Below are 25856 nucleotides of genomic sequence, written 5' to 3'. Positions count from 1 at the left end.
CATGAACACCACCACCGAGGCGGCCGTGTCGAAACCGGCGAAGCTCACCTCCAAACAGCTCCCGAAGGCCACCCCGTGGATCGTCGCCGTCGCCTCGATCCTCGTGGCGATCGTCATCAGCTTCATCGCCTTCGGCGGCTTCAACATCCCCGTCGTGGCCGTCCTCGCCGGCCTCATCAACGCGATCGCCGTGTTCGCGGTCTCCGCGTCCTACGAAGGCCGCCGCAAGGCCGTCGACCGGATCGCGACCACCATCGTCACCTCGACGTTCGTCCTCGCATGCGTTCCCCTCATCTCGCTGCTGTGGCTGACCGTGTCCAAGGGCGGGGCCGCCATCAGCGGTGACCTGCTCACCCGCACCATGCTCGGCATGAAGGGCGTCCTCGATCAGCAGTACGTCGCCGGTGAGGCTACTCTGGCCGGCGGCTTCTACCACGCCATCGTCGGCACCGTGCTCATCACACTCGCCGCCTGCGTGATCTCGATTCCGATCGGCGTCCTCACCGCCATCTACCTCGTCGAATACTCGAACAAGAACCGCCTGGGCAAGGCGATCACCTTCCTCGTCGACGTGATGACCGGTATTCCCTCGATCGTCGCCGGTCTCTTCGCCTTCGCACTGTTCTCCACGATTGCCAACGTGCTCCTGCCCGGCGCGGCCGGAATCGCGAAGACCGGCTTCACCGCGGCCGTGGCGCTGTCGGTGCTGATGATCCCGATCGTCGTGCGCAATACGGAGGAGATCCTCCGCTTGGTGCCGATGGACCTGCGCGAGGCCTCCTACGCACTCGGCGTGCCGAAGTGGAAGACGATCGTGAAGATCGTTCTGCCCACCTCGGTGTCGGGAATCCTCTCCGGTGTCACCATCGCCATCGCCCGCGTCATCGGTGAGACCGCCCCCATCATGGTCACCGCCGGATTCGCCAAAACACTCAACTGGAACCTCTTCTCCGGTTGGATGTCGACGCTGCCGACGTTCATCTACGACTCGCAGCTGCGCCCGGTCTCGCCGGGAGCCGCCGCCCTGGCCAGCTCGGAACGCGCCTGGGCTGCAGCCCTTGTGCTCGTCGCCCTCGTCATGGTGCTCAACCTGCTCGCCCGCATCATCGCGAAGGTGCTCGCACCGAAGGCCGGACGCTGACCGGCGACTGCCCACAGACCTCCAGACTCACCCATTTCCACGGATAGGAAACACAATGTCCAAGCAGATCGACATCAAGGATCTCGACATCTTCTACGGCGACTTCCGCGCCGTCGACGGAGTGCAGATGCAGATCAAGCCGCGCTCCGTCACCGCCTTCATCGGCCCCTCGGGCTGCGGCAAGTCCACGGTGCTGCGCACACTGAACCGCATGCACGAAGTCATCCCCGGCGCAAGCGTCTCCGGTGAGGTCCTCATGGACGGCAATGACATCTACGGTGCCGGCGTCGACCCGGTCAACGTCCGCCGCGAGGTGGGCATGGTCTTCCAGCGGGCGAACCCGTTCCCGACGATGAGCATCAAGGAGAACGTGCTCGCCGGTGTGCGTCTGAACAACAAGCGCCTCTCGAAGACCGAGGCCGACGATCTCACCGAACGTGCCCTGCGCGGCGCGAACCTCTGGAACGAGGTCAAGGACCGCCTCAACCTGCCCGGTTCGGGTCTCTCCGGCGGTCAGCAGCAGCGTCTGTGCATCGCCCGCGCAATCGCCGTCGAACCCGAGGTCCTGCTCATGGACGAGCCGTGCTCGGCTCTCGACCCGATTTCGACCCTGGCGATCGAGGACCTCATCAACGACCTCAAGGACAAGTACACGGTCGTCATCGTCACGCACAACATGCAGCAGGCCGCTCGTGTGTCCGACAAGACCGCGTTCTTCAACATCGCCGGCACCGGCAAGCCCGGAAAGCTCATCGAGTTCAACGAGACCTCGACGATCTTCTCGAACCCGGACAAGGAAGAGACCGAGAACTACATCTCCGGTCGCTTCGGATGATCTGAAGGCTCGGCACATGGCCTGAGGGATTGCGGGCGGGTTCTGCACTCCCCGCGCCGCGACGAGTGCCGAACCGCGTCGTCCCGGCAATGCGCGTCACTCAGTGGTCGTTCTGGTCACGCTCTGCTCAGCGGAACGTGACCAGAACGACCACTTTGCGTTGGCAGGTCCGCCGGACGCGACTTCGGGCGGTAGGGCACTCGCGCAGAGTCGCCTCGGGGATCGCGCAGGGCGCTGGCAGGTCGGTCGTCACGTCACCCTGAACGCGCGCAGTGAGTTGCCTCCGCAGACGACCTCATGGTCTTCCCGACAACACATCGGCGATATATCGTTACATATCGTCAGGGCAGTGAACTTCGTGCAATCAGCGGGGTACTGCGGTGTCATCAGACCAGGGAGGTCATCATGAACGAGCCATTCACCCACGGAAGCTCCCATCACCGAGGCGGCGACCGGGGCAGCGCTAGCATCTGGGAGGCGTTCGAGCAGCTGCGCTCATCCTTCGCCCCCAAACAGCCTGCCCGCATGAACCGCGGTGACGTCCGTGCCGGAATCCTCTCGCTGCTGGCAGAGGCCCCGATGCACGGATACCAGATCATCCAGGAGATCGAGGAACGCAGCGGCGGCAGCTGGAAGCCCAGCCCCGGGTCGGTCTATCCGACGCTGCAGCTGCTCACGGACGAGGGTCTCATTAATGCGGAGCCGTCGAGCGGACGCAAGACCTATTCCCTCACCGAGGCGGGACGCGAGCACGTCGAGGCCGACTCCGATTCCGCCGCCCCGTGGGAATCGGTCGGCAGGAGAGAGACTCCGCGCGCGGCCACACTGGCCAAGGCCGGGGTCGAGTTGGCACAGGCCGCCGCTCAGGTCGGACGTTCGGGCAGCAAGGAGCAGGTCGCAGAGGCGGTCACCGAGCTGGAAGAGACCAAACGCAGGCTGTATTCGATCCTCGCTCGGGACTGAGCGATGTCGACGGGAGCCGAACAGAGAAACGTGAGTCCGGATGAGCTCGGCCGAGAAGCCGGTGAGCACAGCGGAGCAGACACTGTCGGCCCTGGCCAGGGTCTTCCCGACCGGAAGCGAGCGCTGCGGTCCCGGTCGTCCCGGATCCTGCGCTTTGCCGCGGCCCAGATGGCCATGGCCTGGTGGTTCGAGCTCGTCCTGCCTCGCATCGGTCTGGGTCGCCTGGCCGCCCGACGACGAGTGGAGCGCTGGCAGTCGACCGCCAGGAAGTTCAGGGCGCTGGCGATCGATCTCGGCGGGCTGATGATCAAGGTGGGCCAGTTCCTCTCCTCCCGCATGGATGTCCTCCCGCCCGAGGTCGCCGCAGAGCTGGCAGACCTGCAGGACGAAGTATCGCCGGTTCCCTTCGACGGGATCAGGCCCCTCGCCGAGGCGCAGCTGGGTATGCGACTCACCACCGCCTTCGCCACTTTCGACCCCCGACCGCTGGCCGCGGCATCACTGGGCCAGGCTCATTCGGCCACCCTGACTCCGGATGTGGCCGCCGAGCTCGGATTCACCGAGGTGGTCGTCAAGGTCCAGCGCCCCGGCATCGCCGACGTCGTCGAGGTGGATCTGCGAACACTGCGCCGGATCGCAGGGTGGCTCTCCCGCGTCGGGTTCATCGCCAGCCGGGTCGATATGCCGGGGCTGGTCGAGGAGTTCGCCCATGTCAGCCTCGAGGAGATCGACTACCTCCACGAGGCGGCGAATGCGGAACAGTTCACCACCGAAGCCGCACGCTTCGCGGACGATGCCGAGCGTTCGGCATCGGGTTCGCCCGGTCCGACGCAGGCCCCGCGAATCGTCTGGGGGCAGACCACGACCCAGGTTCTCACCATGGAGGATGTCTCGGCGATCAAGATCAACGATGTCGCGGCGCTGCGCCGGGCAGGGATCGATCCACGCGAGGTGGCTTCGGCGTTCGCGCACACGATGTTCGATCAGCTCTTCCGCGGCGGCTTCTTCCACGCCGATCCCCATCCCGGCAACATCTTCGTCACTCCCGACCGAACTGGAGCGGTCGAACGCTCGGGTGTCTCTCCGGCGTCCGAGCACATGGGTGGCTCACCGCCGACAGGGGAAACGCACACCTCGACCGGGCATCCCGCCTCGGCGGGGGTCGGCTGGCACCTGACCTTCGTCGACTTCGGAATGATGGGCCACGTTCCTGAGGATCTGCGCTCGGGGCTGCGTGAACTCATCATCGCCGTGGCCACCAGGGATTCCCACCGCCTGGTCACGAGCGTCGAACTCATCGGGGTGCTGCTCGACGGCGCGGACACCGCGGAGCTCGAACGCGCACTGACCGAGCTCTTCTCCCGGTTCGGCGGGATGGGATTCGCTCAGCTGCGCGAGGTCGACGAGAAGGAGCTGCGGGCCTTCTCCAGGGACTTCGAATCGGTGGTCCGCGACCTTCCGGTCCAATTGCCGGAGAACCTCTTCCTCATCATCCGTGCGCTCGCCATGGTCTCGGGTCTGTGCAGCTCACTCGATCCCCGGTTCAACATCTGGGAGGTCGTCGAACCCTATGCACGCGGCCTCATCAGCGACTCACCGGGAGGAGTCGCCGGCTCGGCGACGAAGGAGGCGCTCAACCTCGTGCGTCTGACCCTGAGCCTGCCCGGACGCCTCGACGCACTGGTCACGAAGGTCGAAGACGGCGAGCTCACGGTGTCGACGCCGAAGCTCGATCGTCGGGTGGAAGGGCTCGAACAGCTGGCGCGCGGCGTGATCTCGGCCGTTCTATTCACCGGCTTCGTCATCGGCGGGTCGATCCTGCTGCCGGTGATGACAGTGGGCGGCGTCCTGCTGCTCATCGCCTCGGCACCCGCGCTTCTCCACGCCCTGGTCACTCTGCTGCGACACCGACGGGCAGACCGGCGGAACCGTCGTAGGTGAGGAGTCGGCGGAACCGTCGCAGACGAGGGAGCGGCGACAAGCTGTTCGAGGACGACGCGGCGTTGCCTCCTAGCCGGCCGCTGGTTCGTCGCGGGGAGCACGGAAGGCCGAGGCGAAATCGACCAGCAGGGATTCGTCGCCGTCGACCGTGATCGCCCCTTCCTCTCGTGCGGCTTCGGCTGCGCCATCGGCAAGCAGGTCGCGCAGCCCGGGACCTTCGATCCTCAGGTCAGCTTCTGCCTGGGCCCCTTCCGCAGCCTCCACACCGCGCTCGCTCACGGTCGCATGAGCCGTCGCGGGGCCGGCAGTGATTTCGACTGTGAAGGGTCGGACTCGGGCGTCGGTGCGCGCGGTCAGCAAAGCCGCGGCCAGAGAGGAGTCCGTCGGAACCTCGCCCTCGCGGGGCTCAGCCATCCGCCGTGCACCCCAGCGGCCGAGCTCAATGAGCACCGGACTAAGATCCGAACCGTAGTCGCTGAGGCGGTAGACGACGTTGCGTCCGTCGATGCCGCGCTCGATGATCTCGGCGGCCTCAAGTTCGCGCAACCGCGTGGTCAGCAGGTTCGAGGGGATGCCGGGATTTCCCTGTCGAAGCTCGTTGAAGCGCTTCGGACCGACGAGGAGGTCGCGGAGGATGATGAGCGACCACCGTTCCCCCAGCACCTCGGCTGCCCGAGCCAGACCGCAGAATTGTCCGTACGACTTCATGGTTGACAGCATAGCAATATCAGTTCACTATTGAAACCATAGTTCACTTTCTGAACTTTCTGGGCTGCGGAACCACAGCCCTCAGGAAACGCAACGGCCCGCACGACAACTCGATGAGGAGATCACCATGTCCCGCACTGTCATCGCCGCACTGTTCCAGTCACTCGACGGGATCGCATCCGATCCGTTCAACTTCCAATTCGATTCCTTCGACCAGGAGATGGGCGAGTGGATGACCACGGCCATCGGCGGCGTCGACGACTGCCTCCTCGGCCGTGTCACCTATCAGGAGTGGGAGGGCTACTGGCCGAACCACACAAAAGGCGAGGACGCACCGTTCGCCGACTTCATCAACTCGACTCCCAAGCACATCGCCTCGACAACGCTGTCGCAGGCCGATCTCAGCTGGGAGAACTCGACTCTCATCCAGGGCGAGCTCGTCGACTTCGTCCGCGAGCTCAAAGCCGGCGACGGCGGCAAGATCGCTGTCGAGGGATCGATGTCGATCGTCCGTCAGCTCGTCGAAGCGAACCTCGTCGACGAGCTGACGGTGGCCATCCACCCGGTCGTCGCCGGCAGCGGACGGTCCCTCTTCGAGGGTGGAACGACGACTCGCTTGGAGCTCAAGGACGTGCAGCGGACCAGCAAGGGCAACCTGCTGGCCACCTACGGGCCGTTCCCCGGCTGATCCAGCGGGTGGATCCACCTCGAGATCGTCCGCTTATTCGAGGTGGATCCGCCCGCAGGAGACATCGAAGATTCGAAAAGACAGCTCAGACATCGCCGGACGCACCCGCCTCGGCAGCCAGCCGACGTTCCCGGTAGGCGAAGGTCGCCCAGCCGAGCGCCACGGCCCAGAGCGGGAAGAGCAGCGTCGGCCCGATCGTCACCCACCAGCTGTCGGCGAAGATTTCGGGGGTCCCCGAGAAGATTGTGCGCACCAGGCCGACTCCGCCGGTGAAGATCGCCAGCGACACGATCGTCGCGGGAATCGTCGCCAGAGTGATCGGCACTCGCTTTCCGCCCAGAGGACCAAGCCATGTTGGCAGCCGCTCTCCCCATCTCTGGATGAGACCGAGGGTGAGCAGGATTCCACCGATGGCGGCCAAGGCGAGCGCGAGTCCCGAATGCCAGAGTCCGACACGCTGGCCTTCGTCGTAGAGACCTTCACTCAGGCCGAAGGGAATTCCCACGGCCCAGAGGACCCGCGTCAGGGCATAGAAGCCCGGCACGATGACCGCCACGACGACGGCGATCTTCGCGCTTGCGGTGACCGACGTCGATCTCCCCACGCGTCCGGTACCGTCAACGTCTGCACGCCTGTGACCGGCGGCGGAATCCTCAACATGAACGGTCTCGGTCGAATGACGATGACTGTCCTCGTGAATCCGACGACTGGTCTTCTCCGCACCGGCCCACACGATGATCCACAACAGCGGACCAAGCAGCATGACTCCCTGCCAGATCACCGGAGCCGGGATTGGTGGGAACTGCAGGCTGAGCGCATAGCCGAGGTAGGCCAGCAGCAAGGTGTCGGTGAGCATGACCGTGACCACGGCGGCGAAGGCCAGAACGACAACCCCGAGAACGCGTGCCCCGCCTCTGTCGAAAAGCCGCTGCCGCAGGCGGGTCGCGGTGAGCAGGGCCGCCGAGCCGACAAAGCTGAGCAGGGAGACGGAGCCGATGATGAGACCCGCGAACGGTCCCGGGAGTGCGGCGATCATCGACGTGAACGTCCACTCCTCGGATCCGGCCAGGGGTGAGGCGACGATCCCCAACCCCCAGAGGACCGACATGCCGAGAAGGAAGAGCGACCACGCCGAGGCGGCGGCCAGTCCTGCGCGAACGGTGAGATCGGATTGTGGTGACGGATGGTTGACTATGTGAGTGAGCTGTTTCTGTGTCATGACTCCAGGCTCGTCCCCGAAGGCCCGCCGGGGGCTCCCCCACAAGGGTGAATCCGGTTCCCGAGAGGGTGAATGCACACTGGGCGGGTGAACGGCCCTCCCGCCTGCTCACTTTGGGGTCAGGTCTCGACGAACCCCGATTCGAAAGCCTTGATCACCGCTTGTGTCCTGTCACGGGCACCGAGCTTCGACAGCAGCGAACTGACATAGGTCTTCACCGTCTCCGCCCCGAGGAACATCTCCCCGGCGATCTCGGCGTTGCTCATTCCTCTCGACATGAGGGTGAGGACTTCCTGTTCCCGCCTGCTCAGCCCAGCAGAACTCACCACATCGACAGCTCGGTGAGACCGTGCTGCCATGTCCCGGATCTTCTGCGGATAGAGCAGCGCATCTCCCCCGGCCACGGTATGCACCGCCCGGACGAGTTCGGACGGCTGAGCGCGTTTGAGGACGAAGCCGTCAGCGCCCACGCGCAGAGCTTCGAAGACGTAGTCATCGCTGTCGAAGGTCGTGAGGATGAGCACCCGAGGCGGCTCCTGCCTGCTCATAAGCAGCCGCGTTGCCTCCAATCCGTCGAGGTGGGGCATGTGCACATCCATCACCACGACATCAGGATCCAGCCGAGTCACCAGATCGAGTGCTTCCGTCCCGTCATCGCCCTCCCCGACGACCTCGAGTCCCGGGTCGGAGTCGATGATCGCGGCCAGACCCGCACGCACGAGAGGCTCGTCATCGATGAGGATCACCGAAATGGTCATGGCATCTGTCCCTCCGAATACGGCAGTCTCACCTGCAGAATCCATTGTCCGTTCTCGATTCCCCAGTCGGCGCTCCCACCGAACAGAGCAGCCCTCTCACCGATGCCGACGAGTCCGCGTGACTGCCTCGCCGAGGCGGCCGCCCCCTTCGCACCGGCAATCCCCTTCGCACCGGCAATCCCCTTCGCATCGCCCGCCGCTTTCGCGTCAGCCGCCGCCTTCCCCTCGGCCCGTCCCTTCTCCGATGAGCCGAGCACCGGGCCGGTGGCCGCGCCGGCATTGCGCGTGACCACTTGTACGCAGTCGGCGCCGATGTCGACGGCCACATCGAGGCCGGGCGTCGTTGCGTGCCGCAGCGAGTTCGTCACCGCCTCGCGCACGATCCGGTGGAGTTCGTGGACCACGGTCGGCGGCAGTCCGGTGGCATCCCCGCTGACCGTCAGTCGGGTGGGGTGCCCGATCGCACGGGCTTCCTCGGCCAATCGGGTGATATCGAGCATTGTTCGCCGAGGCGGCCCCGCACTTCCGCTGTCACCGTCCCCCGCGAGCTCTCCGCCCTCCACTGCTTCGCTCTCGGCGCCATCGAGGGCATCGGCACCATCGATGGCATCAGCAACGCCAAGGGCGTCGGCGTCGCCTGCGGTGCTTTCATCGCTGACTGCGCCGTCGGCCTCCGCACGCAGCAGGGCGAGGACATGGTCCAACTCGGCCACCGCCTCACGGCTGGTGCGAGCGATCTCGTCGACGGCCGCCTCGGCGAGTATCTGATCCTGGTGCAGGGCACGTTTGGCCACAGCTGCCTGCATCATCGTCACGGTCAGGGCATGACCGATCGAGTCGTGGACTTCGCGGGCGAGGACGGTGCGACGGAACCGACGGACTCGCTCGGCCCCGGCGAGCTCAGCCCGGTCAGCGGCCGAGGGGCCGAGCAGGATCTGTGCGTAGTGAGGCAGGAAGTAGCCTTCGGCGATGATCGTGGCCGTGAGGAGAAGCAGGATCACGGGTGCGAGGATCTGCACGAGCCCGGCGGACAGGACGACGACGGACTCGGCACCGGTGCCGGCCGACGGATCGGCATTTCCGGCCGGCGATCCAGCAGTCGCCCCGGCTGGGGAGCCCGCAATGCCGAGGAGTCCGTTCGACAGTTCCGAGGCCTGCTGTGGGTCCGCAACCATCAGGAGCACGGAAGGAAGGACCACGACGACCGTGATCAGGAGCAGGGCACCGGCGAAGGCGTGGCCGAAGTAGAACAGGGCACCGCGGAGGCGATCGGACCAGGTCGGCCGCCTCGGCGGGATGGGGATGGACAGTTCGAGGAGCTGCTCGGCCAGGGTCCGTTCGAGTGCGCGGATGACGGCAAGGAACGCGGGTATGCACAACAGCACGAAGACGACGGCGCTGAAGGCGAGCATGCTGAACGCCAGAGACCGGTCGCTGACCTCGTTCCACGCGGAGACGGCCCAGATGATGACCGCAATATAGGGCACGGCGATGACCCCGCCGATCAGAAGGACCAGCAGTCTGCGCCACAGCTTCGCCGCCCAAGCTCCCATTGCCACCAGACTACAGCGGCGGGCCGACATGAGACGGCGGCCGGAAAGTTTCGCCCGTCGGCCATCCGAATCGGCATCTGCTCCGAATCACCGATACCAGCTATCTTTGGGAAAGGATCGTCATGAATATCTCGATGTCGTCACAGTCGCCCGCCGCTGCACGCGGTGCGCGTTCGCAGGTGCAGATGGTCTCCGGGCTCTTCGGCGCAGTGTTCCTGCTCGTGGGGATCCTCGGCTTCGTCCCGGGCATCACCGCGAATCTCGGCTCGATCAGCTTCGCCGGACACCACACCGACGCTGCACTGCTCGGCCTCTTCCAGGTCACGGTGCTCCACAACATCGTCCACCTGCTCTTCGGAGTCGTCGGGATGCTCGGACTCCGCTCACGTGCGCTGGCGAAGAACTACCTCGTCGTCGGCGGAATCATCTATGCGGTGCTGTGGATCTACGGAATGGTGATTCCGATGGAGTCGATGGGCAACTTCGTCGGGCTCAACACCGCCGACAACTGGCTGCACTTTGTCCTCGCCGCGGCCATGATCACCACCGGCTTCGTATTCGGGCGGAAGCCTCGGGACTGATTGGTCGGCACCGATGTCAGCGATTTCGTCAGAGCCGAGCCCGGGCGCCTCGCGCTCCCGGGCTCGGCTCCGGCGTCAGCGAACAGCAGGAACCGGGTGGCCTGTCAGAGCCCGACGGAGGCCTTGACGATCCACCCGAGCACCACGGCCAACAGCGCGGCGGCCGGGATCGTCAGGAGCCAGACGGCGAACATCGGCACGAAGTACCGGGCTCTGGCGTGGCCCTTGCGCCCGGCGTATTGGGTGCCGAGGATCGATGAGCCGAGGACGAAGGTCAGCGACACCGGAACCCGCATGATCAGAGCTGCGGTGTACATGAGGATCGTGGCCGCGCCATCGGCGATGGAGGATTTGAGGGGATCGAGGCGGACCATGCGCACGGAAAGTGTCTGGACCACTCGCCACCCGCTCAATCCGGTGCCCAGAGCCAGAGCCGCGGCGATGAGGAGGCGCACCGGCCAAGAGATGTCGACCACGGAGAGGACATCGTGCTGCTGCGTGTCGACGGCGAGAATGGCGACCATGACGAGGGCCGCGATCTTCTGCGCGTCCTGGACCCCGTGGACAAGCGACAGGGCCGCCGTGAGCACGGAGTCGACCATGCGCGCACCCCGGAAAAGCGGCTTGGGCGGAGTGGAGGCGAGCGACTTCGACAGGATGAGCGTGAGCACCCACGCGAGAATGAACCCGAGGATCGGTGAGAGCACCAGCGGCCACACCACTGAGTCCATCGCTTCACCGGTGTTGACGGAGAAGCCGAACACGATTCCCGCGCCGAGCAGACCGCCGATGAGACAGTGGGTCGACGACACAGGCAGCGCGAGATAGTAGGTGAACAGGCTCCACGTCGTCGCTGCGACGAAGGCGATCAGCAAGGTGGTCAGGATGAGGTCTGTCGAACCGGAGAAGAGCACGATCTGGTTGGCCACGACGATGGCGATTCCCTCACCGAGGAGCGCACCGATGAAGTTGAAGATGACGGCCAGGCTGAGCGCCCAGCCGGGTCGCATCGCTCGCCCGACGACCGCGTTGCCGACGGTCAGTGCGGCATCGTGGAATCCGTTCGAGCCGGCGAAGATCACCGCGGCGATGACGACTGCCGCCAAGAGCAGCTCCACGGACTACGACTCCTTGATCGCGATGGCTGCGACGACCTTGCCGAGTTCGGTGAACCCGTGGGCGGCCCGGACGAAGGCCTGCCCGAGTTGGGACACGGCCGCCATATACGTCAGTCCCCGTTTGGAGTTCGGCACCGCGTCCGACATCCGCCACTGCAGGCTCTCGACTTGGTAGGTCAGTCGGTTGATCGCGTCGACGTAGTCCCACTGGTCGAGCTTGCCCGGCAGTCGGGTGATCATCCGCGAGGTGTGGTCCGTCTGATTCGACAGCACGGCCAGGGTCTCGGGGACGCCGGAGGGCAGCGGGTCGAAGGCTCCGGAGGCGAGTACGTAGCCGACTCCGTGCAGCCGGTGGCAGATATCGCGCATGTGGTGGCTGAGCAGGTAGAGGTCGTTGCGGTCGAACGGGGTGATGTAGTTCTCGCGCAGTGCGCGGAGCATCGCGCCCATGTCCTCATCGGCCCTGTCCCCGATCTCGCGGAGGCGGTCGGCGACGTCGCGGCGTTCGCTGATTTCGATTCCGGAGAGTTCGGCGAGCACCAGGTTGCACTGCCGCATCTGTGAGACGAGATCGGACAGCCGCTCATAGAACACCTTGTCCTGCGGTACCCGCTTGAGCCGCATGCGCTCCTCCTGCCCGGGGCCCGGACAAGCCGGACGAATATGCATGATGCCTCAATGATATGTGCCGGACGCTGAACCGAGAGCGCCTCTCGGCGGAAGGCCGCTCGAAGCGGCTGAATTTGGAGCCCGGGGCTTCAGCGATCCAGCGTCCGGTGGCCCGAAGGCCACCCCCTACGATACTCGTTCATGCTCATGAATCCACCGCCGAGGCGGCTCTTCGTCCGTTGAGAATCTCACAGTCGATGTCGTGGTCGGGCGGGAATATCCGGTCCCTACGGGGACCGCGCTCATTCGGTCGGGCGGGGCCGCCTCGGCGAGGGGATTGCCGGCGAGCTGAGGATCAGTCGAGGCCGCCTCGGCGATGGGCGACCGCGGCGTCGGACAGGTCTTGGGAGAGCTGGCGCAGGCGGACGGCGGTGTCGTGGTCGTCGGCGCCTGCCGCGCAGATGCCGACGAAGGCGGAGGCGCGCAGCAGCGCAATGACGACGTCACCGCGGAAGGCGCCGACGAGGATCTCGTCGATGGCGTGGGCCACTTCGTCGGGTCCGGCGGGCAGTTCGACGCCGGCGAGGATCTCGTCGTAGCCGATGCCCTCGGTGACGCGGCGTTGGCCGTCGGAGAACATCTCGGCGAGTTCGCGAGGTGAGGACTTGATCCATTGGCGCAGGGCGTAGAGGCGCCACAGTGCGCCGGGTGCGGAGACGGCGGGAGCGGCTGACCACATCTCGGCGATGATCTCGAAGCCGATGTCATCGGCGAGTTCGACGAAGCGCCTGGTGGCAGCCTCGTCGCGGTTTCCCTCTGCATCGCCGAGCAGCAGTGCCGCGGTGGCGTGCGAGGTCTCCGAACGGGCGACGGGATCGTCGACGGCACCGACGGAGTCGAGGTCGGCCAGGGGAACGGGACGGTGGAATGCGCGCTGTGACATGGTCAGGGCAGTTTAGTCCCTGTCAGGGTGCGCGGACTAGGACGTGGAGCACATTCGGGCTTTCGCCGCACGGTCAGGTTCTGCTCCCGGGACTCACAACGGACGCTATTAAACTTGGGTCTGATTCGTGACTGCGACCGGCAGTCGCGAGTGACCGAAACGAGGAGGAACTCTCGTGGCAAAATCATCAGTGGCGAAGAAGGGTCTCGACAAGGCTGCGAAGTTGGCAGTCAATGACGATGGGACCCTCAATCCCCGCGCCCAGTCGATGTTGTCGCGTCTGCTGTCCGTGCAGCGGCCCGTCGCCCTGGCTTATGTGCGCAGTCTGCGCCGCCGGCATCCGGACGCGACCCCCGAAGAGCTCATCACGATCATTCGCCGGCACTATCTGACCCTGACGACCTCGGGCGGAGCCGCGGTCGGTGCGACCGCCGCCGTTCCGGGGTTGGGCACGACGGCCGCGCTGGGTGTCGCCAGCGTCGAGACCGCTGGCTTCCTGGAAGGCACTGCACTGTTTGCGCAGGCCATCGCAGAGATCCACGGACTGCCGGTGGCCGATGCCAAGCGGGCGAACGCCCTGGTCCTCGGCCTAATGCTGGGCAAGGACGGGAAGAACCTCATCCAGAAGTTCGGCAAGCAGAACGGCGGCGTGGAGTCGATGTTCGGCAGCTGGGGCGCCACCGTGACCAAGCAGCTGCCGGCCCCGCTGGTCGATCTGCTCGTGCGCAAGCTGCGCAAGACATTCATCCGCAAGTTCGCCGCCCGTGCCGGCGGATCGCTGGTCGGTCGGCTGCTGCCCTTCGGCGTCGGCGCTGTCATCGGTGCCGTGGTGAATGCGCAGATGGCGCGGAAGGTCGCTGGGGAATCGAAGGAGGCCTTCGGTGCTGCGCCGACGGTCTTCCCCATCGAGACCGACCCCGAGTACGTTGCGCCGAAGAAGGATCGGAAGCTGCTCGCGGGCCTGAGCAATATCCGTGCCCTGCTCGGGAAGGTCAAGAAGAACAAGGCCATCGAGTCCGACGTCATCGAGCCCACGGATCCCGAGGAGCTCGAGGCTCCGGACGGTCTGCCTCGTACGTACACCGCTGAGGATCGGCGCGGCCTGGAGAAGTGAGCCGCGGGGCTTCGTCGGGAGGGAGTCGACGGACTCCCTCCCGACGGCGGGTTCTGGTTTGAGTAATTCGGGCGCGAACCTCTACTATTGGTTCGTCTCCATCATGCGTCAGCAGGCCTGTGTACTGCGCTTGTGATGGGGCGGGGCCTCTAGCTCAGTTGGTAGAGCAGCGGACTTTTAATCCGCGGGTCGTGGGTTCGATCCCCACGGGGCCCACCTAGCCTGACCAGGCATGATACATAGCACCCCCGAAGCTGCGAGCTTCGGGGGTGCATCATTTCCAGCAGATTTTCAGCAGACGATTCAGTTCTCCCACTGACCGCGGACGGTCGAGAAGGGTTGTACCGGAACTGGCACAGGATGTTGCCTGACGAACACCCTCTGCGGGCCGGCAACCGCATAGAGTCGGAGTCATCGACCGGTCAGCAGCGAGAAGGATACGCACAATGAGTTCGAACTACCGCGCCCAAACTGGGCTCGCCGTCAACGGCTCTGGTCCTTGGCGCAACCGCGGTCCGCTGACCCCGGCGCCATCGGTTCGGCGTTGGTGGGCGAGGATCCTCGATGCGGTCCTCGTCCTCTTCTTCACCGGAATGCTCATCGGCATCGCGCTGGCCCTCGCCGCGGTGAATATCATCTCGATCGACGATGCCACGAAAGTTGCTCTTATCAGCTATCCGCTGATGGCATTGGTGTTCGGCGTTCTCTACGGCTGCACCGTCTCCCCCGGCCAGGCGCTGTGCGGAGTCGTCACGCTTAAGCACAGCGGCCGACGCGTCGGTTTCTGGAGGGGTATGACGCGTTATCTGGCGATCGCGTTCTTCCCGGTCACGGTCGTTCTCCTCATCTGGACGATCTTCGACGCACCGACGCTGGACCTGGATCCGATCGACGTCTATTACCGCAGGGCTCCACAGGTCTGGTAGCTCCGACTCTCGGGTACGGTTCACCGTCGGGGCGCGATGATGAGTCCGAGGAACGCTCCCTGGTTGGCTGCGACCTCGGCATTGGGCATTGACGTCGCAGCACCTGACCTGCGTGCGGCAATGAGCGCGTCGTCTTCACCGACGAGAGTGTCAGTGAAGTACCTGTCGACCGCCTGTCATTCGTCGGCGGCCGGGTAGCGATCGGTCGGTGCGGAGGGCTCGCTTTCGCTCATGCCCTCATTCTTGCGTATCGGTCGGCAGTGCTCCCCGCGAGTACTGACTCGGTCCGCACCTCACCCCGAGGCCAGAGTCTGTGTCCCGACGACACCGAGCAGCTCCAAACGACCCGCTGTCTCGGTGCCTTCGAGAGGCAAGAAGACAAGCAGCGAGATGTCATCGTCGGGAGTGAGAAGCACTTCGCACCGGAAATCGAGTCGACCGACGTCCTTGTGGGCGATCGCTTTGATGTCGGAATGGCGAACCGCGACGTCGTGCCGCTCCCACAGTCCGGCGAACTCCTCGCTGATGTCGATGAGGTCGGCGATGAACTCCCGCACGCGCCGGTCACCCGACCGCTTGGCGTATGTCGCCCGCAGATCGCTCACATGTGTCGCCGAGATCCTGTCCCAGTCCTCTTCGGGCATCGGCCGTGACTCCGGGTCCTCGAACCACTTCCAGATCAGATTCCTCTCACGTCCCGGCTCCTCCGGCAGATCGCCGAACAGAGCACGCCCCATCGGGTTCCGCCAGACGACCTCGCCGAGGTCGGTGACAATGACGGCCGGCACATCGACGAGCCGATTCGCCACGGCGATGAGCCCGGGCCGAATATGCCCGTCCGAACTGCGCGGCGGGACCGGGTGTCCTGCGAGATGCAGCAGGTGATCGCGCTGGTCCCGGTCGCACTGCAGCGCACGGGCGACGGCGCTGACGACTCCGGCCGACGGCGTCGCTCCTCTGCCCTGTTCGAGGCGGGAGTAGTAGTCGACGGAGACGCCCGCGAGCATCGCCACTTCCTCACGTCTGAGTCCCGGCGTGCGCCGGCGAACCGTGGTGCCCACACCGACGTCTTCGGGTCGCAGGCTCTCGCGGCGACGGCGGAGGAAATCGGCGAGGCCCGAACGATCAGTCATCGCCCCATTATCTGCCTGCTGCCCGACAGCAGCCAGGGACAACTTGTCCCTGGATCGACAGTGCATTCTCGCCGACGCTCAATGCGAGCAGACTCATTGACATGACTATTGAAAACAATTCGCAGACCATCGACCATCGCCGACTGGGCACCGCAGGACCCATCGCCACATCGCCCGGCCTCGGCGCAATGAGTATGTCCGGTGCCTACGGCCCGACCTCTGACGCTGAGGGAATCGCCGCCATCCACACCTACCTCGACGCCGGAGGCACCCTCATCGACACCGGCGATTTCTACGGAGCAGGCCACAACGAGATGCTCATCGGCCGTGCGCTGAGCCAGCGCAGCCGTGACGACGTCATCCTCTCGGTCAAGTTCGGGGCCGTGCTCTCACCTGACGGATCTTTCATCGGCTTCGACTCGCGCCCCGATGCAATCCGAAACTCCCTTGCCTACTCGCTGCGACGTCTCGGCGCAGATCATGTCGACGTCTACCGGCCGGCACGCCTTGACCCGAATATCCCTATCGAAGAGACCGTGGGGGCTATCGCCGAACTCGTCGAGGCCGGGTACGTCCGGTCGATCGGATTGAGCGAGGTCAGTGCGGAGACGATCCGCAGGGCGGCAACGGTCGCTCCGATCAGCGACCTGCAGATCGAGTACTCACTGCTCACCCGTTCCATCGAGTCCAATGGGATCCTGGCCGCCTGCCGCGAGCTCGGAATCGGCATCACTGCTTACGGGGCGCTGGCGAAGGGACTGTTCGCGGGCAAGACCGGCGGGAATCGAGCGATGTTCCCCCGCTTCCAAGGGGAGAACCTCGAACACAACGAAACGATCATATCGGCATTGGGTTCGGTCGCCTCGGCGAAGGGGATCACGCTGCCCCAGCTGGCGATCGCCTGGGTCGCAGCACAGGGTGAGGACATCGTCCCCGTCGTCGGTTCGCGCACCGTCCAGCAGGTACGAGCGACACTGAGCAGCACCGAGGTGGAGCTGAGTTCAGTTGATCTCGCAGAGATCGACGAGGTCCTCTCCAGAACCGAGGTACGTGGCGATCGCTACCCGAGTGCGCTTATGGCGCAGCTGGACAGCGAACGCTGATCAGCTCAGGCGTGTCACTCGATCGAGCGACCGCCGAAGACCTGCTGCAGCGGGATCGAGTTGTCCTGCCACGGAGTGAGGATCCACGCGACGAGGTAAGCGCCGATTCCGAGTACGGGGAGGAGGAACGAGGCGAGGACGATGAGCCGCATGATCCAGACGTTGATGCCGGTCACCTCGGCGAGGCCCCCGGCAATACCGCCGAGGATGCGGTCGGGACCGCGACGGAAACCGATTCTGCGGATGGAGTCGAATAGTGAGTTCATGTCTTCGACTCTACGGATCCGCCGTCACCGCGGCACTAGTGCTGACCGTCGAGGCCGATTGAGGAAAACCGGAATCCGCGCCGATCCAATAACGCCGCTTCGGCGGTCCGTCACTGTTTTCGCGCACGTCCTCGAGCACTCCCCCGCACCGTTCGATCACACTTGCCGAGGCGATGTTCGTCTCATCGCACGTGACGAGCACGCTCTCGACTCCGGCCGATCGCAGACGTTCGACCGAGCGGGACAGGATCTGCTGGGCGTATCCTCGGCAACGGAATTCCGGGGCGACTGCATATCCGACGTGCCCGCCGAAATCGAACAGGAAGTCGTTGAGTTCGTATCGGATGGAGGTGCGACCCACGGGTCGCCCGTCCACCTCGGCGACGAGGAATTCCGCGCGTACTCGGCCCGGCGGGAGATCGATTCCCCTAGCCTCGCGCTCGTGGGTGGTGATGATGTCGTCCCATGTGCCCTCGGCTTGGAGGAATGCGAAGTCGTCGGCGCGCAGCTGCTCATGGAAGCCCCTCAGCACCGCTTCATCGGCGGGAGCCAAGGGACGCAATCTCAGGGTTTCGCTCATCGGGCTCCGTCGAAGGTCGGTTCCTCGCGTCGCGCGAAATCCGGGGCGTGTTCTGCGGTGATTCCCATGCCGAGGATACGCGCCGGCACCACGGTGAGCGCGGGGAAGGTCCTCAGCAGCCATTCCAACGGCGCCGACGGGCGGATGTCGCCGCCGTGGTGGACGACGGGTTCGATCATCCGGTGGATGCCGCCCTGCAGCAGTTCGACTGCCTTCGTCGTCAGCAGGCGTCTGCGCTGGACCTGTCGCAGCTGCCGAATCGGCACTTCGCCGGTGCGCAGCGAGTCGGCGAGCAGTCGAGCCGTGGCCATGCCGTCCTGGACGGCAAGGTTGACGCCGACTCCGCCGAGTGGACTCATCGCGTGCACCGCGTCGCCGATGCACAGCAGACCGTCGACGAACCACCTCGGTGCCTCGTTTCGACGCACGTCGAGCAGCTTCACCTCGTCCATCTCGATTCCAGCGACATCCTCGGCGAGGGCGGGGAAGGTTCCGGCTACCGCGCTGCGGAGCGCCTCGGCACCCTCCGCCCGGAATCGTGCGTCCTCTCCCTTCGGAATGAGCCGGGCGATCTGCACGTGCCCGTCGCGCGGAATCGCGACGAAGACGCTGCCGTCGTGTGAGCGAGGTGCCACGGAATCGGGGAGCTCCGCCTCGGTGTCGATCCGGAACCACCACACGTCGATCCCGGAATGCAGTTCGCGGACCGGAAGTCGCGCCTCCTCCCGCGCTTTCGACCAGCGGCCGTCGGCGGCCACGACGAGTGGCGCCCGGAACTCGGTCTCGCCGTCGGCCCCGACCGCGCGGACGCCGATGACACGGTCGCCCTCCCAGACCAGGGACGACATCTCTGTGCTCATCCGCAGGTCGAATCCCGGTTCGTCCCCTCCCGCCTCGGCGAGCAGGTTGAGGAAGTCCCACTGCGGGGCGATGGTCATATAAGGGTGCGCGGTGTTCAGCCGCGACAGGTCGCCGAGGATGAAATCCTCGCCGTTCCGATCCTGAAGGCTGATATTGCTCACTTGACGGTGGGTGATGCGGGCGAACCGATGGTAGAGGCCCAGCTCGTCAAGAAGTCGCAGAGTGGACGGGTGGATGGTGTCACCGCGGAAGTCGCGGAAGAAATCCTCGTGCTTCTCGAGCACCACGACCTTCACTCCGCCACGGGCGAGCAGCAGGCCGGCCACGATTCCGGCAGGCCCGCCTCCGCTGATGATGCAGTCGAAATGCTCGGTGTCGGTGCGGGCAGTGTGTGGGGTGTCGGTGTCGGCCATGACACTCTCCTCGGCTCGACGGCACCGCGGCTCCGAGAACCGGCGGCACCGTTGACTCTGTGAACGCTGGGGCTCAGTTCCCAGCGTAGACCTCGCACCGGGCGACGGAAATAGGGTATGCGCTCCGGTCAGCCGACCGACCGCCTCGGCGACGGAGGTGACAACTGGTTCAAAGTGCAGGTGAGGAGCCTGAAATCCGGGCACTCACACTTTGAACCAGTTGATGTGCCGGCACTTGGTCAGTTGGAGCGTCCGCCGGCCATCTTCTCGGTGACGTCGAAGCGTTCGCGGTAGCGGCCGGTGAGCAGGCACCACTGCGAGTACAGCGCGGTCGAGGAATTGAATACGAGCAGCGTGAGCGGATAGAGCAGCCACTGCAGCCACATCGTCACGCGGCGTTCGCGCGGGACGTGGATCGGCCGAGGAGGCAGCAGCGCATTGAACACGATGATGGAGACGATGAGTCCGATCATGCCGATCTGCTGAATGATGCCCACGGTCATCGGCATGCGCTCGACCAACGAGGATGCCTGCCCCGTCTGCGTGGCCACTACGAAGGGGATCCACCCGCCGATGGCGATGATGATCGAGATCGAGGCGAGACTGACGTGCCCTTCGAGCAGGGAGAAGAAGCGGATGGCTCCGGGCCAGAACGGTGCGCGGGCTCCGGGAGCGAAGACGCGCACCCCGACATAGGGAACGTCGGAGGCGCCGTACGACCAGCGGCTGAGCTGTTTGAACTGAGCGACCATGGTCGTCCTGAACGTCCCTGCCTGCACCGCGTCTTGGAAGATCGGGACGTGGATGGGGACGACCCGGTAGTCCCCGCCGAAGTGGAACCAGCTGCGCCAGTACTGGTGACCGTCCTCGACGATGGTCCGCTTCGACCAGAAGCCCATGTCGACCAGAGCAGTCAGCGGCTGCGCGTGGGAGGCGAAGTTGCGCAGGGCGAGCCGCCGGACCGTGGTGGTGAGATTCCAGAAGCAGTTCGCACTGGCGACCACTCGCGATGGTGCGGGCACGTCCCAGATGTTCGTGATGTAGAGACTGATCGGCTGGAACGACAGACGCTCCCGGTCCGGCGCGGTCGCATATTCGTAGGCAACACAGTCGAAGTAGGACTCGTGCGGAATGTTGTCGCAGTCGAGGCTCGTGACGATCACCCGACGCGGGTCGATGGCCTCGTCACGGACCCATTCGGCCAGGAGGTGACCGGCGTACGTGATGTTCGCTCCCTTGCCGGCGATCTCGTCGGGCAATCCGGCCGGGTGTTCGACGAGGACGAAGGCCCCGAAGCGGTGGCCGTACTCGGCTTCGAGCCGCCGAGCGGTCTCAGCCATAGCCGGTCCTCCCCGTTCCTCATGGGCGAAGAAGACGAGGAGCTGTTCGGGCTTCGTCGACGTGTGCAGCAGGGTGCGGATGGTGTCAGCGATGACCGGGTAGGGCTCGTTGTACGCAGCCACAACGACCGCGTGGAACAGGGCCGATGGTCGCATGATCGAGTCCGGATCGGCACTGACTTTGGCGACGATGGCAGCGTGGTCGGCAGCACGGAATCCACCCCGAGGATGCGCCAGGGAAGGGCGACCGTCCAGGGCCCGCTCGAGGTCGGTCAGGCGTGCCGCCCAGTCGACGCGAGCGCTGCGTCGGTAGCGAAGGAACCCGCGGGCGACGTCGATCGCCCCGAGCATCGCCCGGACGAACATCAGCCCGACGATCGAGAGCACATAGACCGCTCCGAGCATTGCATCGACGAATGGGAGGACGAACACGAGCCCGACAGCGGTGAAGCTGATCGCCGCCGGCAGGGCCTCGAAGAATCGATACAACCGGGTACGCGGGCCCATCGGCAGCTCGAGGCCGGAGGGCGGTGGTGCTGCCACCGGCTCGAATGCGACGGCTCCCCCGCCGGAGCTCCGAGGACCGGGTGGTGACGGCCGGAGCGGTTGAGGAAGTGGGTGGCCGGAGGTTGGCGATTCGACGGAGGTGACTGGTTCGCGGTTCGCTCTCACTCTCTCGATCCTGGGTGCCCCGGCTGGACAGCTGTTTGTCGGCAGATGCAGGTCAGGTGAATATTTCGTGCCGGGGACCGGAGCTCCACCTTGTGTTGTGAATGGTCGTAGGCCCGGCGAACGATCGGCACCCGGGGGTAGAGTCGGTTCATGACACTTGAAGTCCGCCCCGCAGTCATTGCCGACGTCGCCGGAATGGCGCGCGTCCACGTCGACACCTGGAGTGAGACCTACCGCGGGATCATGCCCGACGAACTCCTCGATGCTCCCGACCTCATCGACCGTCGCCGGCAGATGTGGACGTCGGCACTCGATGAGGCACATCAGAGAACTCACTCCTGCGCCGTTGCCGAACAGAGTGGCCGGATCGTCGGCATCGCAATGTCCGGGCCTTCTCGCGACACCGACCGACCCGATGAGCGGGAACTCTTCGTTCTCTACACCTACAAAGCCGTGCAGGGCTCCGGCGTCGGGAAACAACTCCTCGACACGGTCGTCGGCCCAGGCACCACCTGCCATCTGTGGGTGGCGGATCCGAATCCCCGCGCCCAGGCGTTCTACTCAAAGAACGGGTTCGTCCCCGACGGCACCATCAAGACCGACGAGTACGACGGGGTGCGCGAGGTGCGGATGGTGCGGCAGGCCAGGGGCGACTGACGCCCAATCAGGTCCAGAGGACCTTGTCCTGTGCGCCCAGTGTCCCACCGGCACCGAGGTGACCGAGCGTGAGTGCCCCATCCAATGGTCCGCCTGCGGGTTCGACGATGGTGATGGTCGGATCCAGTCGTGCGGCTTCGGCGCGGAATCCCTCGACGAGGTGATCGCCGGCGGCCGCGACTCCCCCGGTGAGAGCGATGCGGGTCAAGGAGTTGGAAGTGGGAAAGGCCTCGGTGGCTACCGTTGAAGAGTCAGTGTCAGTTCGCACGGAACGAGCTGCGGCGAGCGCGCTGCGGGCCGCTTCCTGACCAGCTTCACGGAGCAGGTCGGCAGATGCTGTGTCGCCGGCCCGGGCACAATCAGCGACGTCGACGGCGAATTCGGCGAGGAGTCCGGCCCGGTCGCTGCGGGTATAGAACTGTGCCGGCCACGAGGCGGGTGGGCCGAAGCGTCGGGTGGCTGCCTCGAGCAAAGCACGGCCGTGTTCGTCGATTCCGTCGTGTGTGCGCAGGGCGAGTTCGAGACCATGACGTCCCAGCCACGCTCCTCCCCCGCGATCGCCGAAGAGGTGTCCCCAGCCATCGGCTCGTGACCAGTCTGCTGTCCATTTGCCGTCAGCGTCCGGACCCGGATGGGCGATGGCGATCGCCCCGGTGCCGAGCACGGTGATCGCTCCTCCGGTACCGCCCAGCGCACCTAGGTGGGCGGTGACAGCATCGATGGCCGCGACGGCCGGCACTCCGAATTCGGCTGAGATCTCGGCGAGCGCCTCGGCTGGATCGGCGGCGAGGGAAGCGATCCCAGTGGCACCGACGCCGATGCCGCTGACCTCAGAGAAACGGCCGGACCAGGTCTCCGCAGCCGACTTCACGAGTTCTCGGATGACGTCGAGAACAGTGCTGCCACTCTGCCCGATCGTGATGCGTGAGCCGGAGATCTTGTCGAGGACACGTGGGGCGGAGCCCGCACCGGCAGCGGCGTGCGTTCCGCTGGCGAAATTGCCCCGCTGGTCAGATACGTCGCCGACTTCACCGAGCGCGGCGCGGCTGCCGGTGCCGCCGACATCGATGCCGAGGATCAGGCTCATGCGCCCACGGCACCCGGTCCAGGGTTGTCCTGGCCGGAATCTTCCGGTCCGGAGCCGGTTCCAGCATCGGACGATGCGCCCGCCCGGACAAACTCGGCGATCGCGGCCCTGACCGAACCATCATGGGACTCCAGGGTCGACGCTGCCAGGGCGGGGGCCGCCTCGGTGAAGGAGACGACGATGGCGGTCTTGAGATCGCCCTCGCAGCGCTCGAGCAGGGCTCGCGCGTCGGCGTCTCCCAAGTCGGCGGCCTCGCGGAGGATGCGCACAGTGCGTTCGCGCAGCTTCGCGTTCGTCGCGACGACGGAGACCATGAGGTTGTCCCAGGTCCGGCCGAGAGCGACCATGAGCGCGGTCGAGAATCCGTTGAGGGTGAGCTTCTGGGCGGTGCCGGCCTTGAGCCTGGTCGATCCGGTGATCACCTCGGGGCCGGTGTCGAGCACGATGTGGTCATCAGCTTTGTCGGCCAGAGAGGCGTGCGGGTTGTTCGAGATGAGCACAGCGTGGGCGCCGTTGGCTCGCGCCGCGTCGAGCGCCCCGCCGACGTATGGGGTCGACCCGCTCGCGGCGATGCCGATGGCCACGTCGTCGGGTCCGAGCTCGGCACCGGCCGCGGACCCGTCGGCCCCGGAGTCCTCGGCGTTCTCCACCGCGTTGACCAGTGCCGCCTGGCCGCCGGCGATGTGCCCGATGACCCGGCCCGGTTCGAGATTGAACGTCGGCAGGAGCTCGCTCGCATCGAGGACGCCCAACCTCCCCGAGGTGCCTGCGCCGAAGTAGTGGACGCGGCCGCCTCGGCGCATGCAGTCAGCGGCAATGTCGACGAGTTCGGCCAGCTGCGGCAGGGCTGCGGCCACCGCGTCGATGACGGCGTGGTCTTCGGCGTTGAGGACCTTGAGCACCCCGAGGGTGTCGAGGTCGTCGAGGCCGGAGCTGGCCGGATTGCGCTGCTCGGTCGGGGACAGCGGCCGGCCGGCCGCCGGCGGTGCCGTTTCAGACGTCGGCGGGTTCGGTTCCGACGTCGGCGAGGTCGGGCGGGCTGAGCCCGGCTGGGAGGAGGTCATGGACGGGGGCTTCCTTCCACCTCGGCGATGGTGGGCTCTTCGACTGTGGTCTTGTGGCGCAGACCCAGCAGGCCGCCGACGATGAAGGTGACGATGACGCCGAGCAGCGGATACCACTGCCACGCCACCCACACCTCACCGGTGACGTACTTCTCCATGACGAAGAAGAACGCGTTGACGGCCACGGCCAGGGCGAACGCGATGTTCGCGTCGACGGCCCTGGCCCGCTTGTTGACGATGCCGAAGACGAACGCACCGAGCAGACCGCCGTACGTGATACCGGCGATGCCGAGCGCGAGGATGACGATGTTGCCGGAGTCGGATTCGAAGACCGTGGCCGGCAGGATGAACGCGATCCCCCAGCCGATCGTCGCCCAGCGACCGACCCTGAACCCCTGCTCGTCGGTCATCGGGGTGCGCTTGAGCTTCGCGTAGACGTCGTTGACCGTCGAGGACGACAGGGCCGACAGCGACGACGACAGCGTCGACATCGCGGCAGCGAGGATACCGGCCAGCAGCAGTCCGGAGATTCCCGTGGGCAGGCCCTCGATGATGAACAGCGGGAAGATCTCGTCGTCGCGAGTCAGGCCGAGGTCCGCAGGCAGTGCGTGATCGTAGTACGCCCACAGCGCCAGACCGACGGCGAGGAAGATCGCGAACTGGACGACCACGACGAATCCGGAGGTGATGAGAGCCTTCTGCGCCTCGAGCTTCGACCGGCACGACAGCAGGCGCTGAACGATGAGCTGATCGGAACCGTGGGAGGCCATCGCGAACACGGCGCCGCCGAGCACCGACGGGATGAACGAGGTGTCCGCAGAGATCGGGTTGCCCTCGAAGACGAAGATGTTCGTCTTTCCGGCCTCGACCGCCTCGGCGAGCCATCCGCCGCCGATCGATGCGGAGATGATGATGATCGCGAGGATCCCGCCGAGGACGTAGAGGATCATCTGCGCGACATCGACCCAGACGACGGCCTTGATGCCGCCGATGAACGTGTACACGATCGTCACAAGCGAGAGGACGACGATGATGACGAAGTAGTTCGTGTGGATGCCGAGCCCGTCGAGGATGACCTTGAGCGGGATGGCCGCGGCGAGCACGCGGATGCCGTCGGCGAGCAGTCGGGTGAAGAGGAAGGTCACGCCGGCCGTGGTCTGCGTCGACTGGCCGAAGCGTTTGCCCAGGTAGGCGTACGCGGTGATCATCTCACCGTCGTAGTAGCGCGGCAGCATGAAGTAGGCGACGATGACGCGGCCGAGGATGTAGCCGAGTCCGAGCTGCAGGTAGTTGAGGTCGCCGAGGTAGCTCATGACGGGGATGCCGATGACGGTGAGCGCGCTCGTCTCGGTGGCGACGACGGACAGGCAGACGGCCCACCACGGCAGGTCGCGCCCGCCGAGGAAGTAGCCCTTGAGGCTGCTCTGCTTGCCGCTCAGTGCCAGTCCCAGCCACGCCGTTGCGACGAGATAGGCGATGATCACCAGGAGGTCGATGATCTGCATTGGTCTCTCCTTGTTAGGGGTGTGGAGTGTGTCGGGTGATCGGTGGTCAGGAGGTGCGTTTGTTCGTGTGGCCGGGCG

General features: G+C 65.6%; 25 protein-coding genes and 1 tRNA gene. 11 read left to right on the top strand and 15 right to left on the bottom strand.

The features are described 5' to 3' along the window. The first annotated feature begins 1 nt into the window (after window position 1). The 4 genes from pstA (at window position 2) to ACU4IU_RS11930 (ending at window position 4880) form a co-directional block, all read left to right on the top strand. The gene (pstA, locus tag ACU4IU_RS11945; RefSeq protein ID WP_139468090.1) at window positions 2-1141 is read left to right on the top strand and encodes a phosphate ABC transporter permease PstA; all 1140 of its coding nucleotides are present in this window, start codon (window positions 2-4) and stop codon (window positions 1139-1141) included. A 55-nt stretch (window positions 1142-1196) separates the two neighbouring features. Further along, a complete protein-coding gene (pstB, locus tag ACU4IU_RS11940) occupies window positions 1197-1976 on the top strand; it encodes a phosphate ABC transporter ATP-binding protein PstB (protein ID WP_101543804.1) in 780 nt (259 codons plus the stop codon). Between the two features lie 405 nt (window positions 1977-2381). Further along, complete coding sequence (locus tag ACU4IU_RS11935; RefSeq protein ID WP_139468088.1) at window positions 2382-2939, top strand: PadR family transcriptional regulator; 558 nt, start codon at window positions 2382-2384, stop codon at window positions 2937-2939. Window positions 2940-3107: 168 nt separating this feature from the next. After that, entirely contained in the window at window positions 3108-4880 is a 1773-nt protein-coding gene (locus ACU4IU_RS11930) for an ABC1 kinase family protein (RefSeq protein ID WP_229663994.1), read from the top strand. A gap of 69 nt (window positions 4881-4949) precedes the next feature. Here the strand turns inward: ACU4IU_RS11930 and ACU4IU_RS11925 are convergent, their stop codons facing one another. Continuing rightward, complete coding sequence (locus tag ACU4IU_RS11925) at window positions 4950-5588, bottom strand: winged helix-turn-helix transcriptional regulator (protein WP_139468086.1); 639 nt, start codon at window positions 5586-5588, stop codon at window positions 4950-4952. 127 nt (window positions 5589-5715) lie between these two features. On the opposite strand from ACU4IU_RS11925, the gene ACU4IU_RS11920 reads away from it, so the two are divergent. After that, on the top strand, window positions 5716-6276 hold the full coding sequence (locus ACU4IU_RS11920) for a dihydrofolate reductase family protein (protein WP_139468085.1): 561 nt from the start codon (window positions 5716-5718) through the stop codon (window positions 6274-6276). Window positions 6277-6361: 85 nt separating this feature from the next. On the opposite strand, the gene ACU4IU_RS11915 is transcribed toward ACU4IU_RS11920, so the two are convergent. The 3 genes from ACU4IU_RS11915 to ACU4IU_RS11905 form a co-directional block, all read right to left on the bottom strand. Further along, the gene (locus ACU4IU_RS11915; RefSeq protein WP_446656844.1) at window positions 6362-7495 is read right to left on the bottom strand and encodes a hypothetical protein; all 1134 of its coding nucleotides are present in this window, start codon (window positions 7493-7495) and stop codon (window positions 6362-6364) included. A 119-nt stretch (window positions 7496-7614) separates the two neighbouring features. Then, complete coding sequence (locus ACU4IU_RS11910; RefSeq protein WP_139468083.1) at window positions 7615-8253, bottom strand: response regulator transcription factor; 639 nt, start codon at window positions 8251-8253, stop codon at window positions 7615-7617. Then, window positions 8250-9806, bottom strand: a complete 1557-nt coding sequence (locus tag ACU4IU_RS11905; protein ID WP_446656843.1) for a sensor histidine kinase — start codon at window positions 9804-9806, stop codon at window positions 8250-8252. Before ACU4IU_RS11905 ends, ACU4IU_RS11910 begins: the two co-directional genes overlap by 4 nt. Before the next feature lie 122 nt (window positions 9807-9928). Here ACU4IU_RS11905 and ACU4IU_RS11900 point away from each other — a divergent pair, with 122 nt between their 5' ends. Beyond that, complete coding sequence (locus ACU4IU_RS11900; RefSeq protein WP_446656842.1) at window positions 9929-10387, top strand: DUF4383 domain-containing protein; 459 nt, start codon at window positions 9929-9931, stop codon at window positions 10385-10387. A gap of 104 nt (window positions 10388-10491) precedes the next feature. Here the strand turns inward: ACU4IU_RS11900 and ACU4IU_RS11895 are convergent, their stop codons facing one another. From ACU4IU_RS11895 to ACU4IU_RS11885, 3 genes are all read right to left on the bottom strand, one after another. Next, on the bottom strand, window positions 10492-11505 hold the full coding sequence (locus tag ACU4IU_RS11895) for an inorganic phosphate transporter (protein WP_181270785.1): 1014 nt from the start codon (window positions 11503-11505) through the stop codon (window positions 10492-10494). 3 nt (window positions 11506-11508) lie between these two features. After that, complete coding sequence (locus ACU4IU_RS11890) at window positions 11509-12174, bottom strand: DUF47 domain-containing protein (protein ID WP_244195224.1); 666 nt, start codon at window positions 12172-12174, stop codon at window positions 11509-11511. Between the two features lie 295 nt (window positions 12175-12469). Then, a complete protein-coding gene (locus ACU4IU_RS11885; protein ID WP_248283900.1) occupies window positions 12470-13057 on the bottom strand; it encodes a hypothetical protein in 588 nt (195 codons plus the stop codon). Between the two features lie 175 nt (window positions 13058-13232). Between ACU4IU_RS11885 and ACU4IU_RS11880 the strand changes: the two genes are divergently transcribed. The 3 genes from ACU4IU_RS11880 to ACU4IU_RS11870 all read left to right on the top strand — a co-directional run bounded on the left by ACU4IU_RS11880 (window position 13233) and on the right by ACU4IU_RS11870 (window position 15097). After that, window positions 13233-14171, top strand: coding sequence for a hypothetical protein (locus ACU4IU_RS11880; RefSeq protein ID WP_434591657.1), 939 nt, complete (start codon window positions 13233-13235; stop codon window positions 14169-14171). Between the two features lie 143 nt (window positions 14172-14314). Next, a tRNA-Lys gene (locus ACU4IU_RS11875) sits at window positions 14315-14387 on the top strand. A gap of 230 nt (window positions 14388-14617) precedes the next feature. Further along, window positions 14618-15097, top strand: coding sequence for an RDD family protein (locus ACU4IU_RS11870; RefSeq protein WP_446656841.1), 480 nt, complete (start codon window positions 14618-14620; stop codon window positions 15095-15097). Window positions 15098-15390: 293 nt separating this feature from the next. On the opposite strand, the gene ACU4IU_RS11865 is transcribed toward ACU4IU_RS11870, so the two are convergent. Next, window positions 15391-16230: a helix-turn-helix transcriptional regulator gene (locus ACU4IU_RS11865; protein ID WP_446656840.1), complete on the bottom strand. Its 840-nt coding sequence runs from the start codon at window positions 16228-16230 to the stop codon at window positions 15391-15393. Between the two features lie 101 nt (window positions 16231-16331). Between ACU4IU_RS11865 and ACU4IU_RS11860 the strand changes: the two genes are divergently transcribed. After that, window positions 16332-17333: an aldo/keto reductase gene (locus ACU4IU_RS11860; RefSeq protein WP_259357365.1), complete on the top strand. Its 1002-nt coding sequence runs from the start codon at window positions 16332-16334 to the stop codon at window positions 17331-17333. A gap of 14 nt (window positions 17334-17347) precedes the next feature. On the opposite strand, the gene ACU4IU_RS11855 is transcribed toward ACU4IU_RS11860, so the two are convergent. The 4 genes from ACU4IU_RS11855 to ACU4IU_RS11840 form a co-directional block, all read right to left on the bottom strand. After that, window positions 17348-17599, bottom strand: a complete 252-nt coding sequence (locus ACU4IU_RS11855; protein ID WP_139468021.1) for a PspC domain-containing protein — start codon at window positions 17597-17599, stop codon at window positions 17348-17350. A 10-nt stretch (window positions 17600-17609) separates the two neighbouring features. Beyond that, window positions 17610-18179, bottom strand: coding sequence for a GNAT family N-acetyltransferase (locus ACU4IU_RS11850; protein ID WP_376906057.1), 570 nt, complete (start codon window positions 18177-18179; stop codon window positions 17610-17612). Further along, the gene (locus tag ACU4IU_RS11845; RefSeq protein ID WP_446656839.1) at window positions 18176-19453 is read right to left on the bottom strand and encodes an FAD-dependent oxidoreductase; all 1278 of its coding nucleotides are present in this window, start codon (window positions 19451-19453) and stop codon (window positions 18176-18178) included. The genes ACU4IU_RS11850 and ACU4IU_RS11845 overlap by 4 nt, the downstream gene beginning before the upstream one ends. Before the next feature lie 239 nt (window positions 19454-19692). Further along, window positions 19693-21336: a hypothetical protein gene (locus ACU4IU_RS11840; RefSeq protein ID WP_446656838.1), complete on the bottom strand. Its 1644-nt coding sequence runs from the start codon at window positions 21334-21336 to the stop codon at window positions 19693-19695. A gap of 279 nt (window positions 21337-21615) precedes the next feature. Here ACU4IU_RS11840 and ACU4IU_RS11835 point away from each other — a divergent pair, with 279 nt between their 5' ends. Beyond that, window positions 21616-22122 (top strand): N-acetyltransferase family protein, encoded by a 507-nt coding sequence (locus tag ACU4IU_RS11835; protein WP_446656837.1) that lies wholly within the window; start codon window positions 21616-21618, stop codon window positions 22120-22122. A gap of 7 nt (window positions 22123-22129) precedes the next feature. Here the strand turns inward: ACU4IU_RS11835 and ACU4IU_RS11830 are convergent, their stop codons facing one another. From ACU4IU_RS11830 to ACU4IU_RS11820, 3 genes are read right to left on the bottom strand one after another with little or no spacing between them, the layout of a single operon-like run. Beyond that, entirely contained in the window at window positions 22130-23209 is a 1080-nt protein-coding gene (locus ACU4IU_RS11830; RefSeq protein ID WP_446656836.1) for an N-acetylglucosamine kinase, read from the bottom strand. Next, a complete protein-coding gene (gene murQ / locus ACU4IU_RS11825) occupies window positions 23206-24273 on the bottom strand; it encodes an N-acetylmuramic acid 6-phosphate etherase (protein ID WP_446656835.1) in 1068 nt (355 codons plus the stop codon). The genes ACU4IU_RS11830 and murQ overlap by 4 nt, the downstream gene beginning before the upstream one ends. Further along, window positions 24270-25778, bottom strand: a complete 1509-nt coding sequence (locus tag ACU4IU_RS11820) for a sodium:solute symporter (protein ID WP_446656834.1) — start codon at window positions 25776-25778, stop codon at window positions 24270-24272. Before ACU4IU_RS11820 ends, murQ begins: the two co-directional genes overlap by 4 nt. Between the last annotated feature and the right edge of the window lie 78 nt (window positions 25779-25856).

The organism is Brevibacterium sp. CSND-B09 (assembly GCF_052906525.1).
This window is presented reverse-complemented; position numbering and strand designations above follow the sequence as displayed.

Excerpts from the sequence above, each read along its gene's own strand:
- ACU4IU_RS11865 (WP_446656840.1), bottom strand. The coding sequence starts at position 16,230 with ATGACTGATCGTTCGGGCCTCGCCGATTTCCTCCGCCGTCGCCGCGAG.
- ACU4IU_RS11890 (WP_244195224.1), bottom strand. The coding sequence starts at position 12,174 with ATGCATATTCGTCCGGCTTGTCCGGGCCCCGGGCAGGAGGAGCGCATG.
- ACU4IU_RS11925 (WP_139468086.1), bottom strand. The coding sequence starts at position 5,588 with ATGAAGTCGTACGGACAATTCTGCGGTCTGGCTCGGGCAGCCGAGGTG.
- ACU4IU_RS11910 (WP_139468083.1), bottom strand. The coding sequence starts at position 8,253 with ATGACCATTTCGGTGATCCTCATCGATGACGAGCCTCTCGTGCGTGCG.
- pstA (WP_139468090.1), top strand. The coding sequence starts at position 2 with ATGAACACCACCACCGAGGCGGCCGTGTCGAAACCGGCGAAGCTCACC.
- murQ (WP_446656835.1), bottom strand. The coding sequence starts at position 24,273 with ATGACCTCCTCCCAGCCGGGCTCAGCCCGCCCGACCTCGCCGACGTCG.
- ACU4IU_RS11870 (WP_446656841.1), top strand. The coding sequence starts at position 14,618 with ATGAGTTCGAACTACCGCGCCCAAACTGGGCTCGCCGTCAACGGCTCT.
- ACU4IU_RS11830 (WP_446656836.1), bottom strand. The coding sequence starts at position 23,209 with ATGAGCCTGATCCTCGGCATCGATGTCGGCGGCACCGGCAGCCGCGCC.
- ACU4IU_RS11845 (WP_446656839.1), bottom strand. The coding sequence starts at position 19,453 with ATGGCCGACACCGACACCCCACACACTGCCCGCACCGACACCGAGCAT.
- ACU4IU_RS11820 (WP_446656834.1), bottom strand. The coding sequence starts at position 25,778 with ATGCAGATCATCGACCTCCTGGTGATCATCGCCTATCTCGTCGCAACG.
- ACU4IU_RS11905 (WP_446656843.1), bottom strand. The coding sequence starts at position 9,806 with ATGGGAGCTTGGGCGGCGAAGCTGTGGCGCAGACTGCTGGTCCTTCTG.
- ACU4IU_RS11835 (WP_446656837.1), top strand. The coding sequence starts at position 21,616 with ATGACACTTGAAGTCCGCCCCGCAGTCATTGCCGACGTCGCCGGAATG.
- ACU4IU_RS11885 (WP_248283900.1), bottom strand. The coding sequence starts at position 13,057 with ATGTCACAGCGCGCATTCCACCGTCCCGTTCCCCTGGCCGACCTCGAC.
- ACU4IU_RS11850 (WP_376906057.1), bottom strand. The coding sequence starts at position 18,179 with ATGAGCGAAACCCTGAGATTGCGTCCCTTGGCTCCCGCCGATGAAGCG.
- ACU4IU_RS11935 (WP_139468088.1), top strand. The coding sequence starts at position 2,382 with ATGAACGAGCCATTCACCCACGGAAGCTCCCATCACCGAGGCGGCGAC.
- ACU4IU_RS11915 (WP_446656844.1), bottom strand. The coding sequence starts at position 7,495 with ATGACACAGAAACAGCTCACTCACATAGTCAACCATCCGTCACCACAA.
- ACU4IU_RS11855 (WP_139468021.1), bottom strand. The coding sequence starts at position 17,599 with ATGAACTCACTATTCGACTCCATCCGCAGAATCGGTTTCCGTCGCGGT.
- pstB (WP_101543804.1), top strand. The coding sequence starts at position 1,197 with ATGTCCAAGCAGATCGACATCAAGGATCTCGACATCTTCTACGGCGAC.
- ACU4IU_RS11930 (WP_229663994.1), top strand. The coding sequence starts at position 3,108 with ATGGCCATGGCCTGGTGGTTCGAGCTCGTCCTGCCTCGCATCGGTCTG.
- ACU4IU_RS11900 (WP_446656842.1), top strand. The coding sequence starts at position 9,929 with ATGAATATCTCGATGTCGTCACAGTCGCCCGCCGCTGCACGCGGTGCG.
- ACU4IU_RS11920 (WP_139468085.1), top strand. The coding sequence starts at position 5,716 with ATGTCCCGCACTGTCATCGCCGCACTGTTCCAGTCACTCGACGGGATC.
- ACU4IU_RS11860 (WP_259357365.1), top strand. The coding sequence starts at position 16,332 with ATGACTATTGAAAACAATTCGCAGACCATCGACCATCGCCGACTGGGC.